The following is a 26491-nucleotide window of genomic DNA, read 5'->3' as shown; positions in this document are numbered from 1 at the left end:
TGGCGCTCGTTACACCTTGGGCGCCACCGCTATTAGTAGGTATCCATGAGAATATTAAGTGCCGCTCTGCTGCTTTTTTTGACCGCCCAATTACAGGCCGCCGAGCCTTTGCGCATAGCGGTGGCAAGCAACTTTAAGCCTACGCTCGAAGCCCTATTGCCCCTCTGGCAAGTACACAGCGATACCTCGGTTGTACTGTCCAGCGGCCCTTCCGGCGCTCTTACCCAGCAAATACTCGCCGGCGCCCCCTTCGGGTTGTTTTTATCGGCCGATGCCGATTACCCCCAGGCACTGCATGCAAACGCCAAAAGCGCCAAGCCCGTCGTCTACGCCCGCGGGCAACTCGTGGCTGCCTGCGCGTTTGCCGCCAGCTCTGGCGCTCAAGCACTAACCCAAGCCCACACCCTGGCGCTTGCCAATGCCCGCACCGCCCCTTATGGTCGCGCCGCCACCCGCTGGCTGCAACAATATGGCAAATCAATGACAGCCAAACAAGTACAAGCCGGCTCTGTGGCCGGCGCGCTGCAATTTGTCGCCACCGGCAACGCCGAATGCGCCCTGGTAGCGAGCAGCTTTCAAACTCTTGCGCCTGAGCTACACTGGTACTCGCTGGATCACGCGCCGGTGTTAACACAAGCGGCCAGCGTGTTGGATACCACAGGCGCTGCGCCAGAGTTTTTACGCTTTTTACTTAGCGCTGAAGCTCAGCACTTAATACAACAAAACGGATACTTAGCCGCTACACCGTGAACGCCGCAATTTGGGTTACCTGCAAACTGGCACTGGTGACAACACTGGTGCTGTTCGTTATCGGCACACCGCTGGCGTGGTGGCTGGCGCAGGGCCGTGGTCGCTATTTACGCACTCTGGCCGAAGCCGTCGTGGCGCTACCGCTGATACTGCCACCCACGGTGCTGGGGTTTTATCTGTTGTTATTACTGGCACCCGATGGCGCTATCGGGCAGTTCAGTCAGTCGGGGCTGGCCTTTAGTTTTATCGGGCTGGTGATTGGCTCGGTCATTTACTCGCTGCCATTTGTGGTGCAACCGCTCGCCGCCAGTTTCGCCCAACTGGATACTCGCCTACTGCAACTGGGACGCAGCCAGGGGCTCAATACCTGGCAGCTGCTCAGACGCATCGTCTTACCCGCCACCAGCCACGCTTTTGTGATGGCAGGCGCACTGGGCTTTGCCCATACGGTGGGTGAATTTGGCGTGGTACTGATGATAGGCGGCAATATTCCCGGCGAGACTCAGGTGCTCTCAATATTATTATTCGACGAGGTAGAAACCTTAAACTTTGCCGAGGCCCATCGTATTGCCGGCGGCTTGTTGGCCGCCTCATTCGTCTTGCTAGTGGCGCTTTACGGCTGGCAGCGACACCGGAGACACCACCGTGTGGCAGCTTAAGTTAAACGACCATCACTGGCAGTGGCCGGCAGGGCAGTGGCTGGGCATTAGTGGCCCATCGGGCTGTGGTAAAACCCAGTTATTAACCGCCACCGCCTGCGGTCGGCAAGGGCTTTTACAGTGTTCGCAAAGCCCTAACTTACTAAGCTATCCGACACATAAGCGCGGCCTTGGCTGGGCCGTGCAAGGCGCGCCTTTGTGGCCCAATCAAACCGTACACACCATGCTCGCCACCTTGGCCGCTCAGCACGGCTTTGACGACTGGCAAGCCTATGCCCGCGAGCTGCACATCACCCCATTGCAGGCGCAATACACCGACACCTTATCCGGTGGTGAACGCCAGCGGGTCGCCCTGCTCAGCGCGTTTATGTGCGCTAAACATTTATTACTGCTCGACGAGCCCGTCTCGGCGCTAGACGCCAACGCCGCGCGCGAGGCCCTTAACTGCCTGCGGTGCTGGGCGCACGAGCGGCAACTCGCGGCCATTATCGTCAGTCATCAGTGGCACGATTTAGCCTCCACTTGCGATTGGCTGTACCAATGGCAAAGCCAAACCCTTTGCCCGATCTCTGAGGCCCATAAACACCACGTTCTAGAGCAGCCAGACAACGCCTACGCCCTATGGCCACTGGATCAACCGCCGGGCGACGGGCAAGTATTGGTACGCGGTCATAGCCTGGAGTGCGGCCCACTGCCTGAGGCGACTTATCGCCTTCGTATCGATGCCCACGAAGTCTCCATCGCCCGCGAGCCACCCACCCCCTCCAGTATTGCCAATACCCTGGCCGTCACCATTAACGCGCTGAACCCCGTGAGTGATACCAGTATCATCGCCACCCTGGACTGGCACGGCAATGAGCTCTATGCGCTTATTACGCCCAGAGCGGTTCAGGCACTAGCTCTAGCGGCGGGACAAAAGGCCTACGCGCAATTTAAGGCCCACGGTATTAGAGGCGCCTAGCACGCAGTTAACCTACCCTCTGGGGCCCCTGTGATTACGCGATAACTCAACCGCCACAATTAACCTATTGACAATACAATACTGTGTGACACATAGTATATACTGTGCACTACACAGTATAGGTGGAATTTTGCCAGACGATCCAGACCGATTGACCAAATTAACCATGGAGCTGCGCCGGGGCCTGCTAGTGATGGCGGTGCTGGAGGCACTGGTGCAGCCGCACTATGGCTATTCGCTGCGACGCTTTTTGCAAGAACAGGGGCTCGAGGTAGATGAAGGCACACTTTACCCATTGCTGCGCCGATTAGAAAGTCAAACGTTACTCGAGAGCGAGTGGCAAGTGCAGGAGGGCCGTAAACGGCGTGTATATCGGTTATCCAAAACCGGAGACTCTGCCCGAGTGGCCATGAATATGGAATGGCAGAGCCTTAATAAAGCGCTTGCCAATATTACGGAGACAACACCATGAACTGGTTAGAGCGCTATACTTTTGCGGTTAAATCCCACTTGCCTGCCAGTGTTAGAAACGATGTGGCGGACGAGTTATTAAGCGACTTACAAGACGAGCGCGATTACCGCGAAGAATCTTTGGGCCGCCCACTTACCGATGACGAGCTGAAGGCGCTACTGCGCGAACGCGGCCACCCCATGTTGGTGGCGGCCGACTTTCAACCGCGCCCCACACTGGTGAGCGAGAGCTTATTTCCCATTTACCGGCAACTGCTGCAATGGATGGTAATCGCCATCGCCGCCGTGCAGCTGTGCCTGATGGTGGCCGCCTTTGCCGGAGCCGGTGAAGTGCGCCTATGGCAAGCTTTACCGCAACTGCTGTGGAGTATTTTGGAAAAAAGCCTGTACGGTTTTGCCTGGCTTACTTTAATTTTTTACCTACTGGGCGAATCAGTCAGCCGCGCGGATATTTTTACACGCTGGCGGCCAGAGTCTTTGCCTAAAGTCATTGCCGAGGGCGACTATATAAGCCGCACAGCAACGACGTTTGAGCTGGTCGTTACCGTATATTTTGCCGCGTGGTTAAACCGCGTGATACCGCAAAGCTTGGGGGACAATCCTATCGGATTTGTTTTTTCCGATCAGTGGGCAACATTACTGCCCTGGATTAACGCCGTGCTACTGGGCAGCATTGTGCTAGCAGTAAGCAAATTACTATTCCCTTACTGGACGCGGCGTAAAATCATCGAAGAGCTGGCGCTGTATATTCCATCGCTGATTATTATGGCGGTGATTTACGGCTGGGATGCACCACTGACAATCGTCATCGGTACGGGCGAGACAAGTAGTCAGTGGGCCATAAGCAGTCTTTCGATTGCACTAGCCATGGCAGCCTATGCACTTTTTGCTTTGTACGACAGCGTTAAGAAAATTCAATTGTATCGGGCGATATAACGGTACTCTACACCTTAACTTTCAGCAGCCGGACACCTTAACTCTCAGCGGTCGGCTCCGTCACCGGCGGCTGATGTGGATCTTGATCGAGCACGGCATCCAGCGCATCGGCCAAAATAGGGTACACCGTAAAGTTGCCGTTTTCGGCTTTAATACCGGCGCGCACCATCGCCTTGAGCGGTTGAAACTGAATATCGGAAAATATCAGCTGGCATTTGCGTTTTTTACAGCGCGTAATAAACCCGGTTAAGCCATCCAGGCCACCGGCATCCAGCAGCGGCACACCGTCCATATGCACCACCAACCCTTGCTGCTCTTTGGCAAACTCATCGAGCTCGGCAAAAATTTTATCGGCCGCGGCAAAAAATAACGGGCCCGATATTTTAATAACCCGCCAGCCCTCAGGCAACGGCCGGGGTACATGTTTAAGCGCTTTGGTAATATCTCGCGCTTTGGTCATAGCGGCGATATCGCGCATAAACAACAACGCCGCAATGACCACAGCCGAGCCAATGGCAACCACCATGTCCACCAGCAGCGTTAATGAGAAGCACACCAAAAACACCACCACGTCAGCAGTGGGCGCAGTACGCACGGTATTTACAATTTGTCGGCCATAGCACATGCGCCAGGCGACAATAACCACCAAGGTTGCCATACAGGCCATGGGCAAATGCTTGAGGTAGGGCGAAGCCCACAACAAACATATACCAATAACGCCGGTGTGAATAACCGCCGCTAGCGGTGTGGCGGCCCCGGCGCGAAAATTTGTGGTGGAGCGGGCAAGCTCGGGCGCAGCGCTAAAGCCACCAAAAAAAGGCGCTGCGATATTGCCCACACCCAAACCAAACAACTCGGCGTTGGCGTGATAACGCTTTCCCGTCATACGCTCTAGCATTACCGCGCACAACAAAGCCTCGATGGCCCCCAGCAGGGCAATGGTTAACGCCTGGGGCAACACCTCGCCCAACATATCAAAAGTCCAGTAGTTGCCCTCGAGCCCGTGCCAGGGCAAAGCGAACTGCGGCAAAAAATTAGGGATGCCTGAGGCGGTATGCCCCGGGTGGGCATGAAACTCAAACGAGCTGGCAATGGTAGCCACCGGGTACCCCCAATGCGATAGTAAAAATGCCACCAACACCCCCGCTAGCAGCGTAATGAGATGGGCCGGAATCGGGATTTTTAATTTTGGCCAAAGGTACATCACGGCAAACGATACCGCGGTTACCATTAATGTGGGCCAGTGAATGGTGGGGATATGGCGCACGATCTCCCACAGTTTGGCAAAGAAAAAATCAGGCAGTGGTTCGGTTAAAACCAAGCCAAATAAATCGGGCACCTGCAAGGTGGCCAACACCACCGCAATACCCAGGGTAAAACCAAAGGTAACCGTGTGAGGAATATAACTGAGCACCCGGCCAAACTGGGCAACAGCCATCAGTAAAATAAAACCGCCGGCCAACACAGTGGTGAGGAGTAAGCCGGGTAAGCCGTAAGCCTGCACCACCGGTTGTAATATCACCACAAAAGCCGCCGTGGGGCCCGACACCGAATAGCGCGAGCCACCTAACAACGCCATAAGTAACCCGGCCACCAGCGAGGTGTACAGCCCGTGCTGTGGCGGCACGCCAATAGCAATAGCCAGTGCCATTGACAGCGGGATAGCAGAGATACCCACGGTGAGGCCCGCCATAAGGTCACCGCGAAACTTATCCAGGCTGTAGCGCTCGCGCAAGCAGCTGGCGCGCAGCGCACTGGCAACCTGCAACCCCTGTAGATGACGCCGCGCCGACATAGCTTCTCCTTGTGCTTAAAGATTTTAATTATACGTGTTAATAGCACGCCCTGCGCGCCGGTTGCACCAAGCCGTGACGCGTTATACTATCGATAGCAGCGCATCACCAAACCGCCTACCAGCACAGTGCGCAGCGAGCCACGCTATGTATTTATCAATCGCCACTCACCTCTCTATGGCCATTAAACGGCTAACACTGTGGCTTAGCTTTTATGTTAGTTTATTGGGCATACCCGTGGCGTACGCCGAACCATACACACCAGCGCGCAGCAACCCCCCGTTATGAGTGTGTCACTATGGGCCAGTAAAAGTGGCCGGGGGGAGTTTGAGCTAGCTCTGCTCAAAGCCATCTTAGAGCGCACCGAGCAACACTACCCACCCTATCAACTCAGTGTAATGCACGACCCGCTAGGCACCCAGCGCGGCCGGCAGGTTATCGCCGATGGCGAACTTGCCAACGTATACGTTTCGGGTTTACGCGAAGACGACTACACGCGCGAACAACAAATACTGCTGGTGCGCCAACCAACCATGAAGGGGCTTATTGGTTATCGCTCCGCTATTATCCGCACAAACGACGCCGAGCGTTTTGCCAAAGCCGCGGCCGACAATGATTTACGCAGCTTAGTAATAGGCCAGGGCCGAGGCTGGGAGGACGCCAAAATTTTGCGTTTTAACCACTACACCGTAAACGATAACGGCCGCTTTACCAACTTGTTTGAAATGCTTAACTATGGCCGCTTTGATGCTTTGTTATTGGGCGCCGTTGAGGCAAAACAAGAGCTCGCGGCAAGCCCCTTAAAAGCAGAACTAAGCGTTGCCGAACAACCGATCGTTTACTACCCCCATGCGATGGTGTTCCAGGTGAGCGGCAAACACCCCGAACTGGCCCACCGCATTGCCGAGGGATTTGAGCAACTGATACAAGACGGCAGCCATGAACAGTTCCTCGAGCAATATTTTGGCGATACCATTAGGCATATCCGCGATAAAAACACCCGTATTATCGTGCTGAAACACCCCGACCCAACCCTCATGCCCGAACTGGCGAAACCACTGCTTCGCCAGCAAGACACGCCATAAACGTTACAGCTTTACCGCGCAAACTCGTACTTTAGCTACAGGGTAAAACGGCGGTTGTGTGCGTAGCTTGCATCCAGAGAGACACTATCGGCACGCACAACGTAGCGCAGTGGCCCGCCGGCGCGTACCGCATCAAACGGGTAGCAAGTCACTAACCACAGGCTGTCGGCATCCGGGTTGATCCATAAGTCGCCCTGCTCGGCATCGGCAATACTGCGCTGGCTAATAACGTAACGGCGCCACTGACCGTCGCTTGCCTGCCAGCGCAACACCTCGCCGCCTTGTAGCTGCTGTAAAAATGCAAAGTGCGTATCGCGGTGCCCGCCTATAACGCGCGCGCTACTACCGCTGCCCGCACCCACTTGCATTAATCCTGGGCCAAAGGCTAACGCCTCGCCATGACCACCGCCCAGTACGTATAAATCTTTGCGCACCCGGCCAGCGGCGTCTACCCACTGCAAGCGCCCCACCGGCTGTGTATCGGCCCATGGCCAGGGCGCGACATCAAGCTCGGGAGCATCAAGCTTTTGCTGCCAGGCACGCTCAATTAATACCTGGGCTAATTGCGCTTTTGCCTCGATGGCGAAGGCACTGCCCCACTGCCAAATAAGCACCACTAGCAACAGCCCGCTAATGACCAACCGACCGCGATGCCAAAGCGGCAGTGGTTTAACCGAAGAGTTACGCGGCTCGTACATAGCGCACCTCCCATGTAGCAAAGGCGATTAACCCCATTAAAGCCAGCGTGCCCAACAGCCAGTGCCAGGTGATACCCAGCGCCGTCTGCGGATAACCGACCGCCTGCATCGTGGCGCCGGCGGGCATGGCATTACTCAGCGCCTTCTCATGAGCCGACACTTCTGGCGGTCGCGCCGGGGTATTGTCCACCGCGACTAAACTGGTGTAGCGGGACATTAGCTGATAATTAAGCGCCACCGGCAATATTTTCTCGCGGGCATCATCGGCGCTATCGCGACCATTGATGTAAAACTCGTTTTCTAAAAATGCAATTTTCTCGCGGCCAAAGCGCTGCGCCAACAGCGGCGGTGATTTTGCGTCACTTAACTCTTTCGTAGTTGCCATACTTAATGGGAGTTGACGCTGCCACGCTTTACCCGCACTGGTGCCGCGCACGGTAATAAGCGGCTGCGATCGGCTTGGCCAAGGCGCTAGCTTTGCCGTTACCACTAGTGGCTCGCCCCAATATAAATCCGGAATTCGACGGGGAAACACCTCCACCGGCTGAGGCCAGTCGATGCTAATATCGCTAACCAGAGGCGTTTTTAGTTTTTGTAATAAACCGGCCATGCGCTGCTCGATTTGCGCCGCCGTGGCAATTTCAGTAAAGCTGCCCCGACCAAAATCAGCCGCACGACGCATAAAAAAACGATTGGGCGCACTACCAATAGCGACGGTAAACAGTCGGGCATCGCCGAGGTTGCGATGAATGTGCTGTAACAACGCCGCTTCGTTACCGACACTGCCGTCGGTGACAAACACTATTTGTTGCAAGTGTTGCTCGGTTGCCTTGTGATCAAATGCCCGGGTTAATGCCGGCATCATTTCGGTGCCACCATCGGCGTGCATACGCTTAAGTGCCTGACGGGCGCGCTGCACATTGGCATCGCTGGCTATCACCGCCTGATCAAACAAGGGGCGGGTGTCGCTGGCAAACAAAATCACATTAAACCGATCTTGTGCCGTTAAGGTATCCAATGCCATCAAGGCACTGGCACGCGCCTGCTTAATCGAGTCTCCGGCCATGGACCCCGAGGTATCAACCACCAGGATAAGCTCACGCGGCATTTTTTGCGCGGCATTGATATCGCGCGGCGGCATCAACATTAACTGCACATAACGGTCACCCTGCCATTGATGCACAAACTGCGCAGCCACGGGCGCGGCTTGTGGTTGAGGCTGCCAGGTAATTTCAAAGTCGCGATCCATACTCACTTCACCGCGCGCAAACTGAATCTGGCGCTGCCCCTGATCCGCGCCGGTGGGCTGATTAATATCCAGTTTATGAGTGGCACTGTGCACCTGCGCCAATGGCACGCCGGCGTTTAGCTTTAACGACAATGTCACCGGGTTGAGTGTCTCGCCCGCCGTCAGATGCTGCTGACCGGGCGTTATGAAAGCGGCATCCGCCACCTGATCGGTCGCCAGCGCCCAGCCACTCACCCCTGTGGTTAAGCTTTGCCCGGCCGCTACGTCGCCATCTACGGCACCCGGAATAACGCTGCCCGGAATATAACGCGGCGTGAGCGTCAGCGGTAAACGCAGGCGAAACTCGCCCGCCTCGTACAACACCTGCTGGCTGTACCCCAACTTAATACGGACGGTTTCACCGGGTGCTATATTGGCAATTTGCTGACGAAATAAATTGGGCCGCTGCTGTTCAACTAACGTGGCTTTCTGGCCGGCCGCCTTTGCCGCGGCAAAGGTTTTTTGCGCTTGAGCTTTCTCCTGAATCTCGCCCTCAATAACGCGCTCGCCCACCACCATGGTTAACTGGCTTACCGCACTGTCTTCGGCAAGCGGGTAAGTGTAAGTGCCGTTAACCCATTGTTCGGTTTGATTCTTAAAACTTTGTGTCACCAGCACACGCGTCTGCAGCCCCTGCACATCCAGCTCAAAGTGAGTGCGCAGGTGCAGTGCATCCTGAAGGTTTTGGGGCAGCTCTGTGCCCTCTTCCGCCGCCGTTATTACCAGCCGGCCAGAGTCGTCTCCGGCTCTGGCATGGGTACAAAAGCTGAAAAATACAACCAAACCGAGCCACCGCCACATTCTCCCGGCAATTCGCCATTGTTGATTAACCATTGTGAATCTCCCTGTACTGATGAGTGTCATTACAGGCAGTACACCAGCACAATCGGCCTTTTCCGCGACTAAATAAGGCATTGTGATGGGCAATTGTGATCAATTGTGGCAATAGGCTCTCTGCCGCTTTATCGCGTGCCCCTAGAGAGGGGCCCAATTTGCGGTTATGATCCGAAGCCATAGCATAAAGGTTTACCCCGCCACCATTGCCACAGCAACAAGGCTCGCCCCATGACACCAGCCGTAAAAACGCTAACCCGCCACAAAGTGCCCTTCACTTTGCACGAGTATCAGCACGACGAAAGCAGTGCCTCCTACGGTTTAGAGGCGGCGCAAAAGCTTAATGTGAGCGCCGATAAAGTGTTTAAAACCTTGGTGGTTCAGAGCCTGGAGGGGGCGTTACTCGTGGGGCTGGTACCGGTCAGTGGCAACGTAAACTTAAAGCTATTGGCTCGCGCCGCTGGCGTTAAAAAAGTCAGTATGGCGCAGCCGGCCGATGTGCAGCGCAGTACCGGCTATGTATTGGGCGGCGTTAGCCCGCTAGGGCAGAAAAAACGCCTGCCAACCTATATCGATAGCTCGGCCCATAATCACGAGTGTATATTGATCAGCGCGGGACAAAGAGGCTTAGAGATCGAGCTATCGCCCATCGATTTAAGCCGCTTGTGTGGCGCCACGTTTGCGCCAATTGCTCAATCGAAAAATTAACTATTGCGCGTTAATTGCGCAATGGCTTGCTTACTCACGGCCAGCACCTGATCGCCAATAGGGTCATCGCCCAGCGCCCGGGCAAGCGCCAGGCCACCCACCATTAATACCGCCGCCTGCAAAGCACTGGTGTCTTGCTCATCGCGCTTATCGGCACCGGCGATATTGCTTACAAACCCTTTAAATACCCGAGCATAGGCGTCTCGCACCTGTTGGTTACGCAGATGAATATCCGTCGCCAGAAATGCCAACGGGCAGCGATCGGGGCCGCCAGCGGCACGCTCGCGACTCAAATAGCGATCGGCAATATCGGTTAGACAGGGAGTTGCCGGGGTACGCTCTAGAATATGATCTCGCGCGCGTATCGCGGCCACACCAATGGCCTCGGCATAGAGAGCCGATTTAGAAGCAAAGTGCGAGTAAAACGCACCGCGCGTTAAGCCCGCGGCGGCCATCACCTCATCAATGCCTACCCGCTCGTAGCCGTGCTCGGTAAACAGCCTGGCAGCGGCCGTTAAAATGGCTTGCCGCGACTGAGGTTTGTGAGTTTTGCTCCATGCCATGATGTACGGCTCCTAGTAATTAAGCCTTAGGTTTAGGTCAGTATCATACCGCCCCTTACAATATGTTCATTAACATATTGTAGACGACTGCGAGCCCTACAACAGCGCGACCGGGCCTATTCAACAAACAAGCAGGCAATCTGGTCTATAGTCAAAGTCGACTATTCTTTGAGGTAGACCTATGGCTTCACCACTTGTGTTAGGCGGCACTAACGGCCGCAATGTATGTTTATTGGCGGCCCTGGCTAACCGTCACGGCTTAATCGCCGGCGCCACCGGCACCGGCAAAACCGTGAGTATGCAAGTGCTCGCCGAGCACTTCTCGCGTATAGGGGTGCCGGTTTTTTTAACGGACATCAAAGGCGACTTATCGGGCTTGGCCTGTGCGGGGAAGCCGCATAAAAAAATCGAGCACCGACTGGTAAAAATGGCCATACCGGATTTTAGTTTTGACGCCAACCCTGTGCGTTTTTGGGATATAACCGCAACCCGCGGGATTCCTGTTCGGCTCTCGCTATCGGACCTAGGGCCGCAATTGCTGTCGCGCCTACTGGATTTAAACGATACGCAAGAGGCCATACTCAGCATAATCTTTGACTATGCCGACGATCAGGGTTTTTTACTGCTGGATTTAAACGACTTAAAAACCAGCTTAAGTTTCATTCAGGAGAACTCGGCCGATATTCAGAAGAGCTACGGCCGCATTTCCGCCGCCTCGATTGCCGCTATCCGCCGGCGCCTGCTGTTGCTGGAACAAGAAGGACTGGAGGATTTCTTTGGCGAACCGTCGCTCGAATTTGAGGACTTGATATCCACCGATAAATCCCACGGCATCATCAATATACTGGATGCCCGATCGCTGATAAACACCCCTAAAACCTATGCTATTTTTTTGCTTTGGTTAATGTCCGAGCTGTTTGAAAACTTACCCGAAGTAGGCGATCCGGATAAACCCGTCATGGTGTTATTTTTTGACGAGGCGCATTTGCTGTTCAAAGACTGTCCCAAAGCATTCGTCGATAAAATCGAGCAGGTCGTCCGGCTTATACGCTCAAAAGGGGTAGGCATTTACTTTATTAGCCAAAGCCCAAGCGATATCCCCGACGATGTACTCGCGCAATTGGGCAATCGTATCCAGCACGCGTTGCGCGCCTATACCCCCAAAGAAAAAAAGGCGGTGCGGGTTGCCGCGCAATCGTTTCGCCCCAATCCCGCACTCGATACCGAGCAAGTGATTGCCGAGCTGGGCGTCGGCGAGGCGCTGGTATCAACACTACAGGAGGGCGGTATTCCCAGCGTAGTCGAGCGCACTACCATGGCGCCTCCAGGATCGCAAATAGGCCCTATCAGTAAAAGCGCACGCAACTCGCTGATTGCAGCCGACCCCCTACTGGCCCGCTATAAAACAGCGGTAGATCCTGAATCCGCCCACGAGATACTACAAAAGCGGCAAAAATCGCTTGCTGAGCGAGCCGAAAAAGAAACCGTAAAACCCAAAAAATCACGCGCAAGATCCTCTCGGCAAAGTGTCGGCGAGGCTTTCTTAAAGAGTGTCGCCCGCAGTTTAGGCAGTGGCTTTGGGCGTAAAATTATGCGCGGGCTATTAGGCTCCTTATTAAAATAAAGCACTCAAAAATATGTTCTTGAACATACTGTTGTGATTGCTAGGCTCGCTTCTAGGGCCTGTTAACACTAATTGAATCCAATCTGTTGCCGAGACCCAAAGCACTCGCTGCGCTCATGGGGTCTAACTGGATGCAAAAGTGACTTCCATCAGGTGGACTCAATTAGTGTTTACAGGCCCCCTACTACATCGTAAGGAGCCAGCCATGAGCCAGATCGTTCAAATATATGGAGCACCATTTAGTGTGTTTGTGCGCACAGTGGCATTGGTGTGTGAAGAAAAAGGCATCGTCTACCAACACCAAAAAAACATTAACAAGCAACCGTTTGAGATGCACAGCGAGGCGCACTTTAAACTACACCCCTTTGGCAAAGTACCCATTGTGCGTCACCGCAATAACACTCTGTGTGAAACCGCCAGCGTCATCCGCTACTTAGATCGCACTTTTGGCCCCGAGACTTTACAGGGCGGCAACGGATGGGAGCGAGCACACATAGATCAGTGGTGCTCACTAATTTCGCATTACGTTGATTTTTATGTGGTGCGTCAGTTTATGCTGGAGCTGGTATTTCCAAAGGGCAACAATGGCGAACCGCGCCTGGATGTCATTACCGCTAATCGCCCCAGTGCCGAAAACGCTCTGAAGATTATTGCCCAACAGCTAGGCGATAAAAACTATTTGGTTGGGGATACGTTTAGCCTCGCCGATGCCATGCTAGCGCCTATGCTGGCCTACAACAAAGACGCCCCAGCCAGCATTAATCTGGTCAGAGATCACCCGCAGCTGTTAGAGTACGCCAACAGATTACAATCGCGTGCCAGTGGTAAAACGGTATTAAAGCCTATGAGTGAGTCAATGTAGGCAAGCACCCCGGCACGCCAACCAACACGGTTAGGCATGTGAGTAGAGCTATGGACATTTCCGGCGGGTGCTTGTGTAAAGCGGTACAATTTAGTGTGCGCGATGAGTTTAGTGCGTTTCATTTATGCCACTGTAAGCAGTGTCAAAAAATAAGCGGGGCAGCGAACGTCGCAAATTTGTTTATAAAACGCGACGCCCTACGGTGGAAAAGTGGTGAAAATAATATCAGCGTGTACACCGTACCCGGCCGTAAAATTAGCCACGGTTTTTGTAAAACCTGTGGCTGCCCGGCACCCTATTTAGATGACGATGCCACTTGGGTGGTCCAAGCCGGCTCTCTCGATCGTTCGCCCAGCCTTGCAGCGCAAGATCATATTTTTTGGGCCGAGCGCGGTCATTGGTATGAGGCCGCCCTAACAGCACCTAAGTGTGCACAAGGACCGACAGACGAAACCGATGTCCCCCGCTAATTAAACGTATCGCACCGGGCAATATCACCGCTGTCAAAGCCCACTTTAAACCAGTGCACGCGCTGCTCTGAGGTGCCGTGGGTAAAACTCTCGGGGTGTACCGAACCGCGCGCTTCGCGCTGTAGGCGATCATCGCCAATAGCGGCCGCTGCCACCAAGGCCTCGTTCAAATCATCAGGCTCAAGTAGCTGCCTAAAACGGTCTGCGTAGTGGCCCCAAATACCGGCGAAGCAGTCGGCCTGCAATTCTTGGCGTACCGACATTTGGTTAGCTTCCACCTGATTTATTTGCGCCTGACGCTGATTCACCATCCTGGAGACACCCAGAAGATTTTGCACATGGTGGCCCACCTCGTGAGCAATCACATACGCCTGCGCAAAATCCCCCGGCGCCTGGTGCCGTTTTTTTAGATCCTGATAAAAGCTTAAATCAATATACACCTGCTGATCGGCCGGACAATAAAACGGCCCTACCGCCGAGCTGGCCTGGCCACAGGCCGACTGTACTGCCCCGCTAAACAGTACCAGTGTGGGCTTTTGATAGGTGCGACCAGCCTGCTGAAATAACTGCGTCCAGGTGTCCTCGGTATCGGCCAACACCACGGCGGTAAACTCCGCCAGCTCCTGCTCGGCGGCGCTGGGTTGGTAAGCAGCGCTTTGCTGGCCGGCCGGCCCGGTAGCCGATAGAAACGGGATATCCACCCCAAGGTACGAGGCGACAAACAAACCGCCAATAATAAGCAGTATCCATTTGCCACCTTTGCGCCCCAACAATAGCGGCAGCAGCCGCAGCAAAGGTGCGCCACCGGCGCGGGTGCCCGTTACCCGCTGCCCACGCCGATCGTCGATATTGTTACTGCGTCTGCGGTTTTGCCAGCGCATGGATCACTCCTTGATGCATTACCCAAGAGCCTTAAGAATAGCGTCTAAAGTCCTCTACTGCAGCCATTAAACGGATTATTCATACACTTTGAGAGTAAAACCTTCGGCAGGCGACGGCACCTCAAAGTAGCGGGTCACTTGCGCAAACATCTCCGGCGTATCTGTATGCGCCCGCCCGGGCTCAGTAAGGCGGCGCTGTTCGATGCGCTTCAGGCAAACATCATCAGCCAAGTCGATATACACCAAACAATGCTCGGCCCCGACCTCGCTAAACACCTCACTCAGCCACGCCCGCTGCGCCTGAGTATTGGCCGGAAAATCCATCACCACATCCGTACCCGCCAGCAGTATCGACTGCACCAACTTTTTAACCGGCGCTTTTAACCGGGCCGAGCACGCGACATAATCCGCTAAGGTTAATATCTGATTGGGATAAAGCGCCGCCAGCCAGTCGTCTTCACTAAGCAACACAGCGCCTTGCTCGGCAGCAAGTTGCCGGGCCAGCGTCGACTTACCGGCGCCCATCTTGCCGCAAAAGAAGGTAAGGGTTCCCTTTTTTACCGAAACCAATACATTACCATCAAGAGTCAAAGTGCTGTACCTCGCAAAGTTCTTCGCAAAAGAGCGCCGCCCCCAAACTCCCTCTGGCGCCTACTGTTAGGCATTGCGCACCATATCTAAAACCTTGTAAATCGTATTGAGGTTTCGCCCTGTCACAATAGTCCCTAAACCTAAACACGACTCTATATTAGCCACTAGTTTTGATCGGCCGATGCCGTTGGGCGCATGCAAGTAAAACACGTTACCGCTGAGGTGATACCTTTCGGATTCGGCTGCATACTTTTTCAACTTTTTCTGATCCAGTTTCGGTTTTTTACAAAAATAGACATGCGACGTTTTACCCTCTTCTGAGTTGAAAGGCCCATGCTCGATAGCATCAAGTAGCTCTGACTTCTGCAGAAACAAAACATCCGGCTTAAACCCATATTCACGCTCAACCGCAGAGACGATATCTAACCCCGGCTCCTTTACACCGTAAAATACAACATTACCGCTTTGTATATACGTCTTAATATTTTGATAACCACACGACTCCATGAGCCCCGTCAAGCCCTTCATTGGAATAATGTTTTTCCACCGACATTTAAACCGCGAAAGAATGCTATGTATAACGTCATGTATGGCTCTTTATAATGTAACACCGCGCACATGGACGGATTTTTCGCGCACCTCATCTCCCTTGCGATGATGTACTGATACGTTTGGTTATATGGGTAAAAAACTACGGACTCTCACTGCTTGCCAACGTAATTAATTGCGAAGAAAGCTACGAAACAAGCCATTGAAGCGATCTCAAGAATCGATCCTACCTTGGCAGCATTTGGGTAGACCTCCTTTAACTCTTTATAGAATGGCCAAAAATTGAATGCTGGCGGTCTCTTTCCAAGCTTTTTCTCAAAGCTATGAAGCACGAAAATGCTAAGGGGTGTAAAAACGCCACCGCTCACCATTCCAATTATTAGCAACGTATTAGAAAGCACTTCCATACTAAAAACCATATAACAGCTAATTAAGGCGCCTTAGACAGGTTGTTCTACCAACCAATACCCACTCAAATCTGGATTAACTTAGAAATAAAGGCGCTTGAAAAAGCGGGAAAACCATCATTTGTAACATTCTTACCGAAAGGTTAGCTCAGCTACTATCAATTAGTATACGTAAGTTAATTGTCTTTATTCTGTCGCACAAGCTACATTGAGCCATTGAATTACTTAGAAAGACCTTACCTCTATTAATATTACCCCTCGGGCAAAGTGAAACAAAACGCTTCGCCGAAATACCCAAAAGCATCAGACCCCGAACATTCAACGTCAAACTCCCCCAACAAAAAAAGGGGGAGACAGCCATAGCCATCTCCCCCCGTTCACCGTTTCCCGTGAACCGTCATCCAAGCATCCAAGCATCCAAATCAACCCGTATTACGCATCCCCGCCGAGATACCGGCCATGGTTACCTTAAGTGCGCGCTCTAACTCTTTACTAAAGGGCTTGCCGCTGCGGTGACGCTTAAGCAGCTCGGCCTGCAAATAATTTAGCGGGTCGATATAAGGCTTACGTACGCTAATGGTTTGACGTAGGATCGGGTCGGAATCGAGTAGTTCGTCCTGACGCTTGATACGATTAATCAGCACCTCAAGTGCGGCCAGGTCGGCGCGCATTTGCTGCCCCAGCTGGTGCAGCTCTTCGGGGACCAACTGTTTTTCGTAGTAAGCGGCCATGGGGCCATCGGCCTTGCCGATCACCATCTCCAGCAAATCCAGGAACGACGAAAAGAACGGCCAGTTGTCGACCATGTCGTTCAGGGTAGCAGGGGCTTGCTCCAGGGCAAACTCCAGGGCCTGGCGCGCACCCAGCCACGCAGGCAGGTTTAAACGCACCTGCATCCAGGCAAATACCCAGGGAATAGCGCGCAGGCTTTCGATACCGCCGGTGGCTTTACGTTTTGCCGGACGCGAGCCCAGCGCCAACAAGCCCAACTCTTGCTCGGGTGTGAGTGAGCGAAAGTAAGGCACAAATTGCGGATGGCCGCGCACCACACGGCGGTACCCTTCGAGGCTGGCCTGTGCCATGCGCTCGATTAAATCACGCCATTCATCGGTGGGCGCCGAATGCGGTTCCATAGTGGCGCGCAAGGTAGCGGCCACATAAGTGGAGAAACTGCTAAAGGCGACTTTCGGCAAACCGAATTTATAGCGAATCATCTCGCCCTGCTCGGTCACCCGGATCTTGCCTTTTACCGAACCCGGAGGCTGCGAGGCCATGGCTTTTTCTACCGGGCCGCCACCACGGCCTACGGTGCCGCCACGACCGTGGAACAGAATCAAATCAATGCCATACTGATCGGCCAGCGCCACTAAGCGCTCTTGCGATTTATACTGCGCCCAGGTCGCCGCAAATTTCCCGGCGTCTTTGGCCGAATCGGAATAACCGATCATCACGGTTTGCTTGGCATCGGTGTATTCTTTGTACCAAGGCAGTTGCCACAACAACTCCATTACCTCGGCGGAGCGATCAAGATCGTCCAGGGTTTCAAACAAAGGTACGATCGGCATATTCCAGCCCATGCCGCACTCTTTTAACAGCAGTGCCACAACCAGAACATCGGAGGGTTGTTGCGCCATGGAGATAATGTACTGCGACAGCGCTTCGCGCGGCTCGCCGGCGATGACTTTGCAGGTGGCCAGCACTTCGCGACCTTCGCCACTCACCGGCCACTCAGCTGGCAACAATGGGCGCTTGTCTTTTAAATGTTTGAGCAAGAATTCCTGACGCTCGGCCTCACTCCAGTCAAAGTAGCTGCCCATGTCCAAATAGCGGGTTAGCTCGTCCATGACTTTAACGTGACGCTCACCGTCTTGACGAATATCCAGCGGCACTAAATTGATACCAAAGCTGTGCACCCGGCGAATCGTGTCGAGCAAGGGTCCGTTGGCGATGTGCGGTAAGCCCACCTCTTTTAATGAGCGATAACACATCATTAATGGGGCCAATAAATCGTCGCGCGATTCGATCAGATTTTTCGGGCGCGAGGGCTCTTCCCCTTTTAACGTCGCCTCGGCCCAATCCAGGGTCGCCTGAATCTGGCTGCGCAGTCCGGCCAGATAATCGCGATACGGCGTCTCGCTGTCACCGACAACTTCCCGCAGCTCGGCGCTTGCTTCGTGCATACTTAAATCGCCGTACAGGTTTTGCACATCGCTTAAGTACAACTCGGCGGCCATCCAGCGGCCCAGCAGTAATACCTCGCGGGTAACGTCGTGGGTGACGTTGGGGTTGCCGTCGCGATCGCCCCCCATCCAGGAGTAAAAGCTAAAAGGGTGTAAATCGATGGGCAAGTTCTGGCCCAAATGGCGGCTACAAATGCGGTCCATATGCCGGATAAAATCTGGCACGGCTTGCCAAAGGCTATTTTCAATAACGGCAAAGCCCCACTTGGCTTCATCGACGGCCGTTGGGCGCTCACCGCGAATTTCATCGGTGCTCCACATCTCTTCCACTAAACGATGCAACCGCCCCACCACTTTGTCTTTTTCAAACGACAGCAGGTTGCCGCGCTGTTGATCGGACAGAGTGTTAACAATTTGATCGTATTTACGGATCAGTGTGCGACGCGTTACCTCGGTGGGGTGCGCCGTCAACACCAGCTCGATGCTGAGTTTTTGCATCACCTCAATTAGGTTTTCTTTGCCGTAGGTTTCGGCAAAATCCAGCACCATGGTTTTTAAGCCGTCTTCGGGCTCAGCTTCGGCACTGGCGCCGTACTCTTGGTCGGCGATATTGGCAAGGTTCAAAAACTGATTAAACGCCCGGACAATCGGCAGAATGTCGTTGTCGTCCAGCTCACCCAGCATCTCTACCAAGGCGCTGGAGTCTTCGTCTTCGCTTTGGTTGATACTTTTGCCCAGCTGGCGAATATCTTCAATTTTGGCAAAACGCTCTTCGCCTTCATGCTCGCGAATCGTCTCGCCCAGCAGCTCGCCCAATAATCGGACGTTTTCCCGCAGGGTTTCCGGTAGCTGTTGCATCTACTATCTCCATAGCCAATAAAGGTAAAAGGAACCTCTGAATAATACAGGTGTGTCACAAACCTACGCCAAGGCCACAACACCGCTCTACTATTCAGAGGCAACGTTCTATTTTACGGTAATCGCGCCCTTAACGTCAGCGCCAAGACCGCGTAATTTTGCTTATCCACACAGCCTGTGGACAACTTTGTGCATGAGCTTTGCGTAACCGCTCAAAGCCACCGGCAGCGCCGGCTCTGGGCTTACTGTGCGATTCTCACACAGTGCAAAACACAAACAAAATCAACAGCTTAAAATGCACAGATTCGAGCACTTGGCAATCAATAACGCCCGCTTTGTAAGCACAAAAGGGCTTGACACGAGGCCATTTTGGCGCAGCCTTTAAGGCAAAATAAGCCGTTTAAAAAATGTTTTGCACAATTTTGTTAAGCGCGGGAAAACTCAAAACTCAGGCCCTCGCCGATGCGCGACAAGCCTTGCTGGCGCATCAATAACCGGTCGACCCCCAAGGCAACACCCGCGCAGTCGGGCAGCCCGTGGGCCAGTGCCGCCAGCAGTTGCTCATCCACTGGATATTGGGGCAAACCCAGCGCGCTGCGCCGGGCGATATCGCGCGCAAAGCGCCGGCGCTGCTCGTTTGGGCACGTTAGCTCCCAGTAGCCGTTGGCCAGCTCCATAGCGTTGCCCGGCGCGGTGGCCAAATACCCCTCAAAGCGCCGCGCCACGGGTGTGCCGTTAGCATCATTCACGATGCGGGCCAACGCGGCCTGGCTGGCGGGGAAGTCGTGCACAAAAGTCAGCCCAACGGGCAGCGCTGGCTCTAATTCATGGGTGACCAATAAATCCAGCCAGGCATCTTTGTCCAAACCGGTGTCGTCGATCTCAATCAAGCTTTTGCCTAATACGCGCAACTCAGCCAAAGAGATCTCATGGGGGTCAATCTGCCAGCGGCGGTAAAACCACTGACGGTAACTCAGCTTGTGGATAGCCAGCTCGGGAATCAACTGCGCCACCAGATCACCGACTTCCGTCATGAGCTGATGGTCGTCCAGCCCCACGCGGTACCACTCCAGCATAGTAAACTCTGGGTTGTGGCGCGAGCCGCTCTCGCCGGCGCGAAATACCTTAGTAAGCGCGTAGATACACTGGCGATACTCGGCCAGCAGGCGCTTCATGGCGTATTCGGGGGAGCTCTGCAAATAATAGGTGTGGCCCGTGTGGTGGGCAGTTACCGGCTCGACAAACGGATCGGTAACAAAGGTACTGGCCAGAATCGGTACTTCGACCTCAAGCACCTCGCGTGCGCTAAAAAACTCGCGTATGTGATGGTTGAGCGCCGCCCGCGCCTTTAATAACGCGGGCGAGCAGCTCGGCTGCCATGAGTCGCTCACGGCTTAGTCTTTAGAGGCGCGGCCTAAGTACTCACCGGTGCGGGTATCTACGCGAACCACGTCACCCACGTTCATAAACAGCGGTACTTTAACCACGGCGCCGGTGCTTAACGTGGCGGGCTTGGTGCCGCCCTGGGCGGTATCGCCTTTTAAGCCCGGGTCGGTTTCAGTCACTTCCAGCTCGACATGATTTGGCGGGGTTACCACCAAAGGCGCGTTGTTAAACAGGGTTACTACACACTTGTCTTGCTCGCGCAGCCACTTGGCAGCGTCGGCTACCGCTTTGGCATCGGCGGCAAACTGGTCGAATGACTCCGGATCCATAAAGTGCCAAAACTCGCCGTCGCTGTACAGGTACTCCATATCGCGGTCGATCACGTCAGCGGCTTCAAGGCTCTCACTGCCGCGAAAAGTGCGATCCCATACACGGCCGGTGGCCAGGTTGCGCAGCTTAACGCGGTTAAAGGCTTGGCCTTTACCCGGCTTTACCAGCTCGTTTTCAACGATGTTACATGGGTCACCGTCTAGCATTACTTTCAGACCGGTGCGGAAATCATTGATAGAATAGGTGGCCATAACCCCTCTCGTAATCATTAACAGAATTTGAAAGGCGCCAATGATACATCGAACCGTCGCTACATGGCAGACCGAGACCTGGCAAGAGGCGCTTAAAAACGTTATTCGCACCCCAGAAGAGCTATTTTCGCTCCTCAAACTCGACCCGGCACTACTGCCGGCCGCCCATTTAGCCGGTAACGACTTTGCGTTGCGGGTGCCGCGCAGCTTTGTGCGACGGATGGAGCCCGGTAATATCGACGATCCGCTGCTGCGTCAGGTGCTGCCTATTGGCGACGAGCTGCTGGCTGTGCCCGGTTACAGCCACGACCCGCTTGCCGAAAAAACCACCAACCCGCACCCCGGGCTGGTGCACAAATATCAGGGCCGGGTACTGCTGGTAGTTACCGGCAGCTGCGCCATTAACTGTCGCTACTGTTTTAGGCGGCACTTCCCTTACGCGGACAACCGCCCCAGCCGCGCCCAATGGCAACAGGCACTCGATTACATTCGGGCGGATTCCAGTATTCACGAGGTGATTTTTAGCGGCGGCGACCCGTTAAATGCCCCCGATGCTACCCTTAGCTGGCTAACCGACGAGATCAGCCACATTACGCACATCACGCGCCTGCGGGTGCACTCGCGCCTGCCGATTGTCGTGCCAGAGCGTATTACCGATGAATGCCTGGCTTGGCTGGCCCGACCGCGCTTTGCCAACACCCTGGTGATACACGCCAACCACGCCCGCGAGCTGGACGGCTCGGTAGCCCACGCCCTCGGCCAACTGCGCCAGGCTGGCGTTACGCTGCTCAACCAAACCGTCTTACTAAAGGGCGTCAACGACTCGCAAGCGGCACTAAGCGAGCTTAGTGAGCGGCTGTTTGCCTGCGGTGTGTTACCTTACTACTTACACTTACTGGACAAAGTCTCGGGGGCGGCGCATTTTGACGTGCCCGAGGCAAAAGCAAGACGGTTGCATCAGGGGCTACTTCACAGCCTGTCTGGGTATTTAGTACCCAAGCTGGTACGTGAGATTCCCGGCCAACCATCCAAAACGCCGGTCATATAACGCCGCCGTATTTTATTGGTTTTGTTATAGCGTGCGTCACAATCAGGCACCATCCGCTATAGTATAACGGTAACCTCAGAGTAATAAGCGATAGCATGAACGAAGCCTTAACCAACGACGCACTGCTGGCGCAGCTAAAACTGCCAGAGCCAGATCTTAAAAGCCTCAGCTTTTGCAAAAGTGCGACAAGCGCTAATGTTGCCCGGTGGATTGACGCCCAACCACTAACGCAAACACGCTATATCAGTGCCATTTTGTATGCGGCGCTGCCCGAGTTAGCGCGCCTCAAGACCGGCGCCCAAAACCACCTGGATGTACTCGATCAAGTACGCCCGGCGGTGCATGTGGCCATCCAAGGGCTCAGTAAAGCGTTTTTGCACCAGCCTTTGATCTTACCCGAGCCCGCGCGCAAGGCCGCCGTCATCGCTCAGGCACTGCAAAAACATCTGAGTAACGCCTACCTGGTCGCGCTGCGCTCTGCCTTTACCGAGCGCAGCAACGACGAGCTACGCGGCCGGGCAATTCACCGGGCCATTACCGGGCTGGGCCTACTGTTGCTGCGCAGCTACCAGCTGTATACCCCCACCATAAAGCAGCTTTGGCTCGAGCTAAACACGCTGTATTTACTGGCTGAGCGCAACGGCCTTACCGAGTTTAAAGTTGACGATCCTCTGCCCAACCACCAGGGTATCGCAAGTATCAAACAGGCCTATCTGCGCATCGTATTACTGGCCGCGGCCCGCCCCAACCAGTTGGGGCAAAACGACTTATACAACCTTTATCTATCGCTCGAGTCACTCAGCGCCAAAGCGCAGCTCTATCCCGATGATCATCAAGCGCCCGATGGCCTATACGCCGTGATGCTCGATCAAGACAAACCGCCGGTGTATCGCAGCCGCCTGTCGTTATACAACAGTCAAGAGGTTCGCGTATTAGACAGCAGCGCGGCATGCCAAACCCTGCAAACTTTACCCGAGAACGCCACGACACGTTTGTCGCCGGCGCTAACCGGCCACTTACAGGCCGCCTGGCAGCGCACCGTCGAGCGCAGCTACCCACGCCATGCCGGCAACGGCGAGCTTGAGGTGACAATTGGGCTGGGCAACCTACATTTTTACAGCGCCGACGAAACCCCTTTTAATCTGTACCTCAAGAGCCCCTCTGAGTTAGGGCTAGAGGATAGCAGCGAGGGCATATTCAAACAGCGTAGCCTCAAGCTAAAAGACCGCATCAGCCCCAGCGCCGCCGACCCCTGGGGCGAGGCTTTTGATGTGGCCAAGCCCGCCCTGCAAAGCGGCACCCACTCGACTGCCAACATGGAAGAGAATATTCGCCGCGCCACCCGAGCCAAATATCGCGGCCAGCACCCCATCGATAAAGTCGCCGTGATCGATGTCAGCGCCGGCGGTTACTGCCTCGAATGGCATGGCGCCAGCCCAGCTGGCCTCAAAGCGGGCGAGCTGCTCGGCGTGCGCGAGCCCGGCCGACATAAATGGGGGATTGCGGCGGTGCGCTGGGTGCAGCAGGCGCGCAACACCACTCAGGTAGGGGTGCAAATGCTCGCGCCTCAGGCGCAACCAGCGGCGGCCGCCATCGTACAAAAAACCGGCGACTACGCCGAGTACCTGCGGGTACTGGCGCTGCCGGCCCAGCGTCTCGCCAACCAGCCGGCCAGTTTACTGACAAACGCCGTGAGCTTTCGCGAAATGCAAAAAATCAGGCTCTACCAAGACGGCGCTGTTACCAGCTTGCAGCTAACGCGCCGCTTGTTTTCTACCGGCATTGTCAGCCAGTTTACCTATAAGGTGCTGGCCAGCGCCGAGCCGGTTACAGAGGAGGCCGCACGCCCCAAAACAGATTTTGCCGCCCTGTGGGACACAAAAGAGTAACCAAGCACACCCGACAATAGGTAAGCTGAAGGGGTAATGAAAGCGTCGATCTCGTCGCATTTTTCAACGCATGATATGGCAAGCTTATGCCAATCAGCGTACAAGTGTTGAGGTGAGAGAATATTCGGGTAATATAGTTGCCTCTTCATCTATAAGTGCCAGTTTGCAAGCGGTAGCCGACTACCGGCTCGAAATATCGAGCGAATGGGGGGAATTCTTCCTTGCAGCAAAACACACCTGGCACTCGATAAAAACCGTGGAATAGCGAGCGCAGTAGACCTCTATGAATCCCAATGAAACGATCCGCCTGCTCATCCTGAACGATTCGCAAGCCGAAGCCGAGCGCTTAATCAGCATGCTGCACAATGCCGGGCGCCCCAATCGCGCTCAGCATGTAACCAGTGACGAGTCACTCAACAAGCTGATCGAAGAGCAGGCATGGGACATTCTGATCGCTCATGACCAAACCCAAAATCTGACACCGGCGGCTGCCATTCAGCAAATTCGTCGTCTGAACAAGGACATCCCCGCCGTACTGCTGACCGACGACGAGACCAGCCAAGCCATTGTCGAGGGTCTTAAAGTGGGCGCGGCTGACGTTGTACGCCTAGATGAAGACCAACACCTGCTGCTGGTTATTAGCCGCGAGCTCGCCAATCGCGCTCAGCGCCACGACAAGCGCATTGCCGACCGCCGGTTGCGCGAGTCCGAGCGCCGCGCGCAATCGCTGCTCGATAGCTCTCGCGACGCCATTGCCTACGTGCAAGATGGCCTCTATCTCTACGCCAACGAATCTTTCGCCGAGCTGTTCGGCTACGACGACAAAGACGACATCGATTGTATGCCCATCATGGACATGGTGGCTGAGAGCGATCACGACAAACTTAAAAACTTTTTGAAAGAGTTTACCCTTAAAGGGCTCGACGCCGAATCCAGCACACTGAGCTTTCAGGGCCTACGCCACGACGGCGGGCAAACCGAGGTATCACTGGAGGTGGCCCACGCCAGCTACGACGACGAACCCTGCCTGCAATTTTTAACCCGTGGCACTCGGGCTGGAGCCTCCGTAGCGGCAGCGGCGGCCGCCGCTGGTGTCTCGGCCAAAGAGCTGGAAGAAGCCAAATGGAAGGACAGCATCACCGGCCTCTATAACCGCAGCTATTTCCTGAGACATACCGAAAAAATTATCGACAGCATAGACGACGAGCAAAGCCGTTGCCTGCTGTACATTGATATCGACGATTTTGCCGATACCGCCCAGGCCAAGCTGGGGATGACCGGCGCCGACGCTGCTCTCGAAGACCTCGCGCAACTGCTAACCCGTGAAAGCGCCGAAGGCGAGACTCTGGCCCGTTTTGGCGACAGTGCCTTTACACTACTGAGTACCACCACCACCGCCAGTGAAACCGTCAGCCGAGCTGAAAAGCTGTGCGCCATCATTGCCGAGCACATCATCGAGGTTAACAGTAAAACACTGCAGCTAAACGCCAGCATTGGTATCTCGCTGGTTAACGAAAACTCCAGCAATGCCGAGCAGGTCATTGAACAAGCCATGACCGCTGCCGACCAGGTGCGCGAGCACGAGCACAACTGCGCGCTGCTGTACGAGCCCCCCGTCAGCGCGGAAGAAAAACAAGAGCGCGACATGCTAAAAGACGTACAGAACGCGCTAGACAACGATCTGTTTCGCCTTTTGTTTCAACCCATTATTAGTTTGCGCGGCTCAGAGGAAGAGTACTACGAAGTATTACTGCGCCTGCTAAACAGCGAAAATGAAGAAGTTTCACCCAACCAGTTTATCGAGACTGCCCATCAAGCGGGCATTGGAATTAAGATTGATCGCTGGGTAATTCTGGAAGCCATTAAGCTGTTATCCGAGCACCGCAGCCGCGGCAACAAAACCAAATTAATTGTTAATTTAAACAACTCATCCATTTGCGACAGCTCACTGGTGGCGTGGTTGGGCGTCGCCTTTAAAGCCGCAGGCCTGCCACCCGATGCAATCGTCTTTCAGGCCCAAGAGGTGGACATTACTAATCACCTTAACGCCGCCAAAGCGCTTAACAATGGCCTGGAAAAACTCGGCAGCAAGCTTTCGATCTCCAGCTTTGGCTGCTCGCTCAACCCCTTTAACACGCTCAAGCATGTGGATGCCGGCTTTATTAAAGTCGACGGCTCGTTCACGCAGGATGTACAGAGCAAAAGTGAAAGCCCCGAGTCACTAACCCAGCTGTTAGAACAGCTGCACGAGGCCGATAAAATTACCATTGTGCCGTTTGTTGAGAATGCCAGCGTGCTCTCAACCCTTTGGCAGGCTGGGGTGCACTACATTCAGGGGCACTATTTGCAAGAGCCAACCCAATCGATGAGTTACGACTTTAATATGGAAGGCTAACTCTGTTGCGATGTAAGCAATATC

The 26491-nt window shown here is 54.5% G+C and carries 23 protein-coding genes; 13 read left to right on the top strand and 10 right to left on the bottom strand.

All coding sequences use genetic code 11. The features are described from left to right. Positions 1 to 45: 45 nt before the first annotated feature. The 5 genes from modA (at position 46) to SD69_RS00410 (ending at position 3777) form a co-directional block, all read left to right on the top strand. On the top strand, positions 46 to 750 hold the full coding sequence (gene modA, locus SD69_RS00430; protein ID WP_041521631.1) for a molybdate ABC transporter substrate-binding protein: 705 nt from the start codon (positions 46 to 48) through the stop codon (positions 748 to 750). Continuing rightward, on the top strand, positions 747 to 1409 hold the full coding sequence (gene modB / locus SD69_RS00425) for a molybdate ABC transporter permease subunit (protein WP_041521630.1): 663 nt from the start codon (positions 747 to 749) through the stop codon (positions 1407 to 1409). The genes modA and modB overlap by 4 nt, the downstream gene beginning before the upstream one ends. Next, positions 1396 to 2370 carry an ATP-binding cassette domain-containing protein gene (locus SD69_RS00420; protein WP_041521629.1) on the top strand — a complete coding sequence of 325 codons (975 nt, stop codon included), beginning with the start codon at positions 1396 to 1398 and terminating at the stop codon, positions 2368 to 2370. Before modB ends, SD69_RS00420 begins: the two co-directional genes overlap by 14 nt. 130 nt (positions 2371 to 2500) lie before the next feature. Continuing rightward, positions 2501 to 2842: a PadR family transcriptional regulator gene (locus SD69_RS00415; RefSeq protein WP_232301123.1), complete on the top strand. Its 342-nt coding sequence runs from the start codon at positions 2501 to 2503 to the stop codon at positions 2840 to 2842. Continuing rightward, positions 2839 to 3777 (top strand): hypothetical protein, encoded by a 939-nt coding sequence (locus SD69_RS00410; protein ID WP_041521628.1) that lies wholly within the window; start codon positions 2839 to 2841, stop codon positions 3775 to 3777. The genes SD69_RS00415 and SD69_RS00410 overlap by 4 nt, the downstream gene beginning before the upstream one ends. Before the next feature lie 37 nt (positions 3778 to 3814). Here the strand turns inward: SD69_RS00410 and dauA are convergent, their stop codons facing one another. After that, positions 3815 to 5572 (bottom strand): C4-dicarboxylic acid transporter DauA, encoded by a 1758-nt coding sequence (dauA, locus tag SD69_RS00405; protein WP_052480767.1) that lies wholly within the window; start codon positions 5570 to 5572, stop codon positions 3815 to 3817. Positions 5573 to 5854: 282 nt separating this feature from the next. Here dauA and SD69_RS00400 point away from each other — a divergent pair, with 282 nt between their 5' ends. Further along, complete coding sequence (locus SD69_RS00400) at positions 5855 to 6655, top strand: type 2 periplasmic-binding domain-containing protein (protein ID WP_041521627.1); 801 nt, start codon at positions 5855 to 5857, stop codon at positions 6653 to 6655. A gap of 35 nt (positions 6656 to 6690) precedes the next feature. Here the strand turns inward: SD69_RS00400 and SD69_RS00395 are convergent, their stop codons facing one another. Next, positions 6691 to 7353, bottom strand: a complete 663-nt coding sequence (locus SD69_RS00395) for a class GN sortase (RefSeq protein ID WP_052480766.1) — start codon at positions 7351 to 7353, stop codon at positions 6691 to 6693. Further along, entirely contained in the window at positions 7337 to 9475 is a 2139-nt protein-coding gene (locus SD69_RS00390) for a marine proteobacterial sortase target protein (RefSeq protein ID WP_198144032.1), read from the bottom strand. The genes SD69_RS00395 and SD69_RS00390 overlap by 17 nt, the downstream gene beginning before the upstream one ends. Before the next feature lie 231 nt (positions 9476 to 9706). On the opposite strand from SD69_RS00390, the gene ybaK reads away from it, so the two are divergent. Then, positions 9707 to 10183, top strand: coding sequence for a Cys-tRNA(Pro) deacylase (gene ybaK, locus SD69_RS00385; RefSeq protein WP_041521626.1), 477 nt, complete (start codon positions 9707 to 9709; stop codon positions 10181 to 10183). Here ybaK and SD69_RS00380 read toward each other — a convergent pair. Further along, positions 10180 to 10746 (bottom strand): TetR/AcrR family transcriptional regulator, encoded by a 567-nt coding sequence (locus SD69_RS00380; protein ID WP_041521625.1) that lies wholly within the window; start codon positions 10744 to 10746, stop codon positions 10180 to 10182. The two genes, ybaK and SD69_RS00380, sit on opposite strands and share 4 nt — an antisense overlap. A 181-nt stretch (positions 10747 to 10927) precedes the next feature. On the opposite strand from SD69_RS00380, the gene SD69_RS00375 reads away from it, so the two are divergent. The 3 genes from SD69_RS00375 to SD69_RS00365 all read left to right on the top strand — a co-directional run bounded on the left by SD69_RS00375 (position 10928) and on the right by SD69_RS00365 (position 13702). Further along, positions 10928 to 12370, top strand: a complete 1443-nt coding sequence (locus SD69_RS00375) for a helicase HerA-like domain-containing protein (RefSeq protein ID WP_041521624.1) — start codon at positions 10928 to 10930, stop codon at positions 12368 to 12370. A gap of 205 nt (positions 12371 to 12575) precedes the next feature. Continuing rightward, a complete protein-coding gene (locus SD69_RS00370) occupies positions 12576 to 13232 on the top strand; it encodes a glutathione S-transferase family protein (protein WP_041521623.1) in 657 nt (218 codons plus the stop codon). Positions 13233 to 13282: 50 nt separating this feature from the next. Then, on the top strand, positions 13283 to 13702 hold the full coding sequence (locus tag SD69_RS00365) for a GFA family protein (RefSeq protein ID WP_041521622.1): 420 nt from the start codon (positions 13283 to 13285) through the stop codon (positions 13700 to 13702). Here the strand turns inward: SD69_RS00365 and ypfJ are convergent. From ypfJ to efp, 6 genes are all read right to left on the bottom strand, one after another. Then, the gene (ypfJ, locus tag SD69_RS00360) at positions 13699 to 14583 is read right to left on the bottom strand and encodes a KPN_02809 family neutral zinc metallopeptidase (protein WP_041521621.1); all 885 of its coding nucleotides are present in this window, start codon (positions 14581 to 14583) and stop codon (positions 13699 to 13701) included. The two genes, SD69_RS00365 and ypfJ, sit on opposite strands and share 4 nt — an antisense overlap. Before the next feature lie 75 nt (positions 14584 to 14658). Further along, positions 14659 to 15174 carry an AAA family ATPase gene (locus SD69_RS00355; RefSeq protein ID WP_232301122.1) on the bottom strand — a complete coding sequence of 172 codons (516 nt, stop codon included), beginning with the start codon at positions 15172 to 15174 and terminating at the stop codon, positions 14659 to 14661. Between the two features lie 66 nt (positions 15175 to 15240). Further along, the gene (locus SD69_RS00350; RefSeq protein ID WP_269745029.1) at positions 15241 to 15708 is read right to left on the bottom strand and encodes a DUF1697 domain-containing protein; all 468 of its coding nucleotides are present in this window, start codon (positions 15706 to 15708) and stop codon (positions 15241 to 15243) included. 844 nt (positions 15709 to 16552) lie between these two features. Further along, positions 16553 to 19168, bottom strand: coding sequence for a phosphoenolpyruvate carboxylase (gene ppc, locus SD69_RS00340; RefSeq protein WP_041521619.1), 2616 nt, complete (start codon positions 19166 to 19168; stop codon positions 16553 to 16555). Between the two features lie 425 nt (positions 19169 to 19593). Further along, positions 19594 to 20559, bottom strand: coding sequence for an EF-P lysine aminoacylase EpmA (gene epmA, locus SD69_RS00335; RefSeq protein ID WP_041521618.1), 966 nt, complete (start codon positions 20557 to 20559; stop codon positions 19594 to 19596). A 3-nt stretch (positions 20560 to 20562) separates the two neighbouring features. Continuing rightward, positions 20563 to 21135 carry an elongation factor P gene (gene efp / locus SD69_RS00330; RefSeq protein WP_041521617.1) on the bottom strand — a complete coding sequence of 191 codons (573 nt, stop codon included), beginning with the start codon at positions 21133 to 21135 and terminating at the stop codon, positions 20563 to 20565. Positions 21136 to 21175: 40 nt separating this feature from the next. Here efp and epmB point away from each other — a divergent pair, with 40 nt between their 5' ends. From epmB to SD69_RS00315, 3 genes are all read left to right on the top strand, one after another. Continuing rightward, complete coding sequence (epmB, locus tag SD69_RS00325) at positions 21176 to 22183, top strand: EF-P beta-lysylation protein EpmB (RefSeq protein ID WP_041521616.1); 1008 nt, start codon at positions 21176 to 21178, stop codon at positions 22181 to 22183. Between the two features lie 95 nt (positions 22184 to 22278). Beyond that, positions 22279 to 24072, top strand: a complete 1794-nt coding sequence (locus SD69_RS00320) for a hypothetical protein (protein ID WP_041521615.1) — start codon at positions 22279 to 22281, stop codon at positions 24070 to 24072. A gap of 283 nt (positions 24073 to 24355) precedes the next feature. Further along, positions 24356 to 26467, top strand: a complete 2112-nt coding sequence (locus tag SD69_RS00315) for an EAL domain-containing response regulator (RefSeq protein ID WP_041521614.1) — start codon at positions 24356 to 24358, stop codon at positions 26465 to 26467. The last annotated feature ends 24 nt before the right edge of the window (positions 26468 to 26491 follow it).

Source organism: Gilvimarinus agarilyticus (genome assembly GCF_000832015.1).
Classification (GTDB): domain Bacteria; phylum Pseudomonadota; class Gammaproteobacteria; order Pseudomonadales; family Cellvibrionaceae; genus Gilvimarinus; species Gilvimarinus agarilyticus.
This window is presented reverse-complemented; position numbering and strand designations above follow the sequence as displayed.

Excerpts from the sequence above, each read along its gene's own strand:
- modA (WP_041521631.1), top strand. The coding sequence starts at position 46 with ATGAGAATATTAAGTGCCGCTCTGCTGCTTTTTTTGACCGCCCAATTA.
- SD69_RS00410 (WP_041521628.1), top strand. The coding sequence starts at position 2,839 with ATGAACTGGTTAGAGCGCTATACTTTTGCGGTTAAATCCCACTTGCCT.
- dauA (WP_052480767.1), bottom strand. The coding sequence starts at position 5,572 with ATGTCGGCGCGGCGTCATCTACAGGGGTTGCAGGTTGCCAGTGCGCTG.
- SD69_RS00400 (WP_041521627.1), top strand. The coding sequence starts at position 5,855 with ATGAGTGTGTCACTATGGGCCAGTAAAAGTGGCCGGGGGGAGTTTGAG.
- SD69_RS00395 (WP_052480766.1), bottom strand. The coding sequence starts at position 7,353 with ATGTACGAGCCGCGTAACTCTTCGGTTAAACCACTGCCGCTTTGGCAT.
- SD69_RS00390 (WP_198144032.1), bottom strand. The coding sequence starts at position 9,475 with ATGGTTAATCAACAATGGCGAATTGCCGGGAGAATGTGGCGGTGGCTC.
- ybaK (WP_041521626.1), top strand. The coding sequence starts at position 9,707 with ATGACACCAGCCGTAAAAACGCTAACCCGCCACAAAGTGCCCTTCACT.
- SD69_RS00380 (WP_041521625.1), bottom strand. The coding sequence starts at position 10,746 with ATGGCATGGAGCAAAACTCACAAACCTCAGTCGCGGCAAGCCATTTTA.
- SD69_RS00375 (WP_041521624.1), top strand. The coding sequence starts at position 10,928 with ATGGCTTCACCACTTGTGTTAGGCGGCACTAACGGCCGCAATGTATGT.
- SD69_RS00370 (WP_041521623.1), top strand. The coding sequence starts at position 12,576 with ATGAGCCAGATCGTTCAAATATATGGAGCACCATTTAGTGTGTTTGTG.
- SD69_RS00365 (WP_041521622.1), top strand. The coding sequence starts at position 13,283 with ATGGACATTTCCGGCGGGTGCTTGTGTAAAGCGGTACAATTTAGTGTG.
- ypfJ (WP_041521621.1), bottom strand. The coding sequence starts at position 14,583 with ATGCGCTGGCAAAACCGCAGACGCAGTAACAATATCGACGATCGGCGT.
- ppc (WP_041521619.1), bottom strand. The coding sequence starts at position 19,168 with ATGCAACAGCTACCGGAAACCCTGCGGGAAAACGTCCGATTATTGGGC.
- efp (WP_041521617.1), bottom strand. The coding sequence starts at position 21,135 with ATGGCCACCTATTCTATCAATGATTTCCGCACCGGTCTGAAAGTAATG.
- epmB (WP_041521616.1), top strand. The coding sequence starts at position 21,176 with ATGATACATCGAACCGTCGCTACATGGCAGACCGAGACCTGGCAAGAG.
- SD69_RS00320 (WP_041521615.1), top strand. The coding sequence starts at position 22,279 with ATGAACGAAGCCTTAACCAACGACGCACTGCTGGCGCAGCTAAAACTG.
- SD69_RS00315 (WP_041521614.1), top strand. The coding sequence starts at position 24,356 with ATGAATCCCAATGAAACGATCCGCCTGCTCATCCTGAACGATTCGCAA.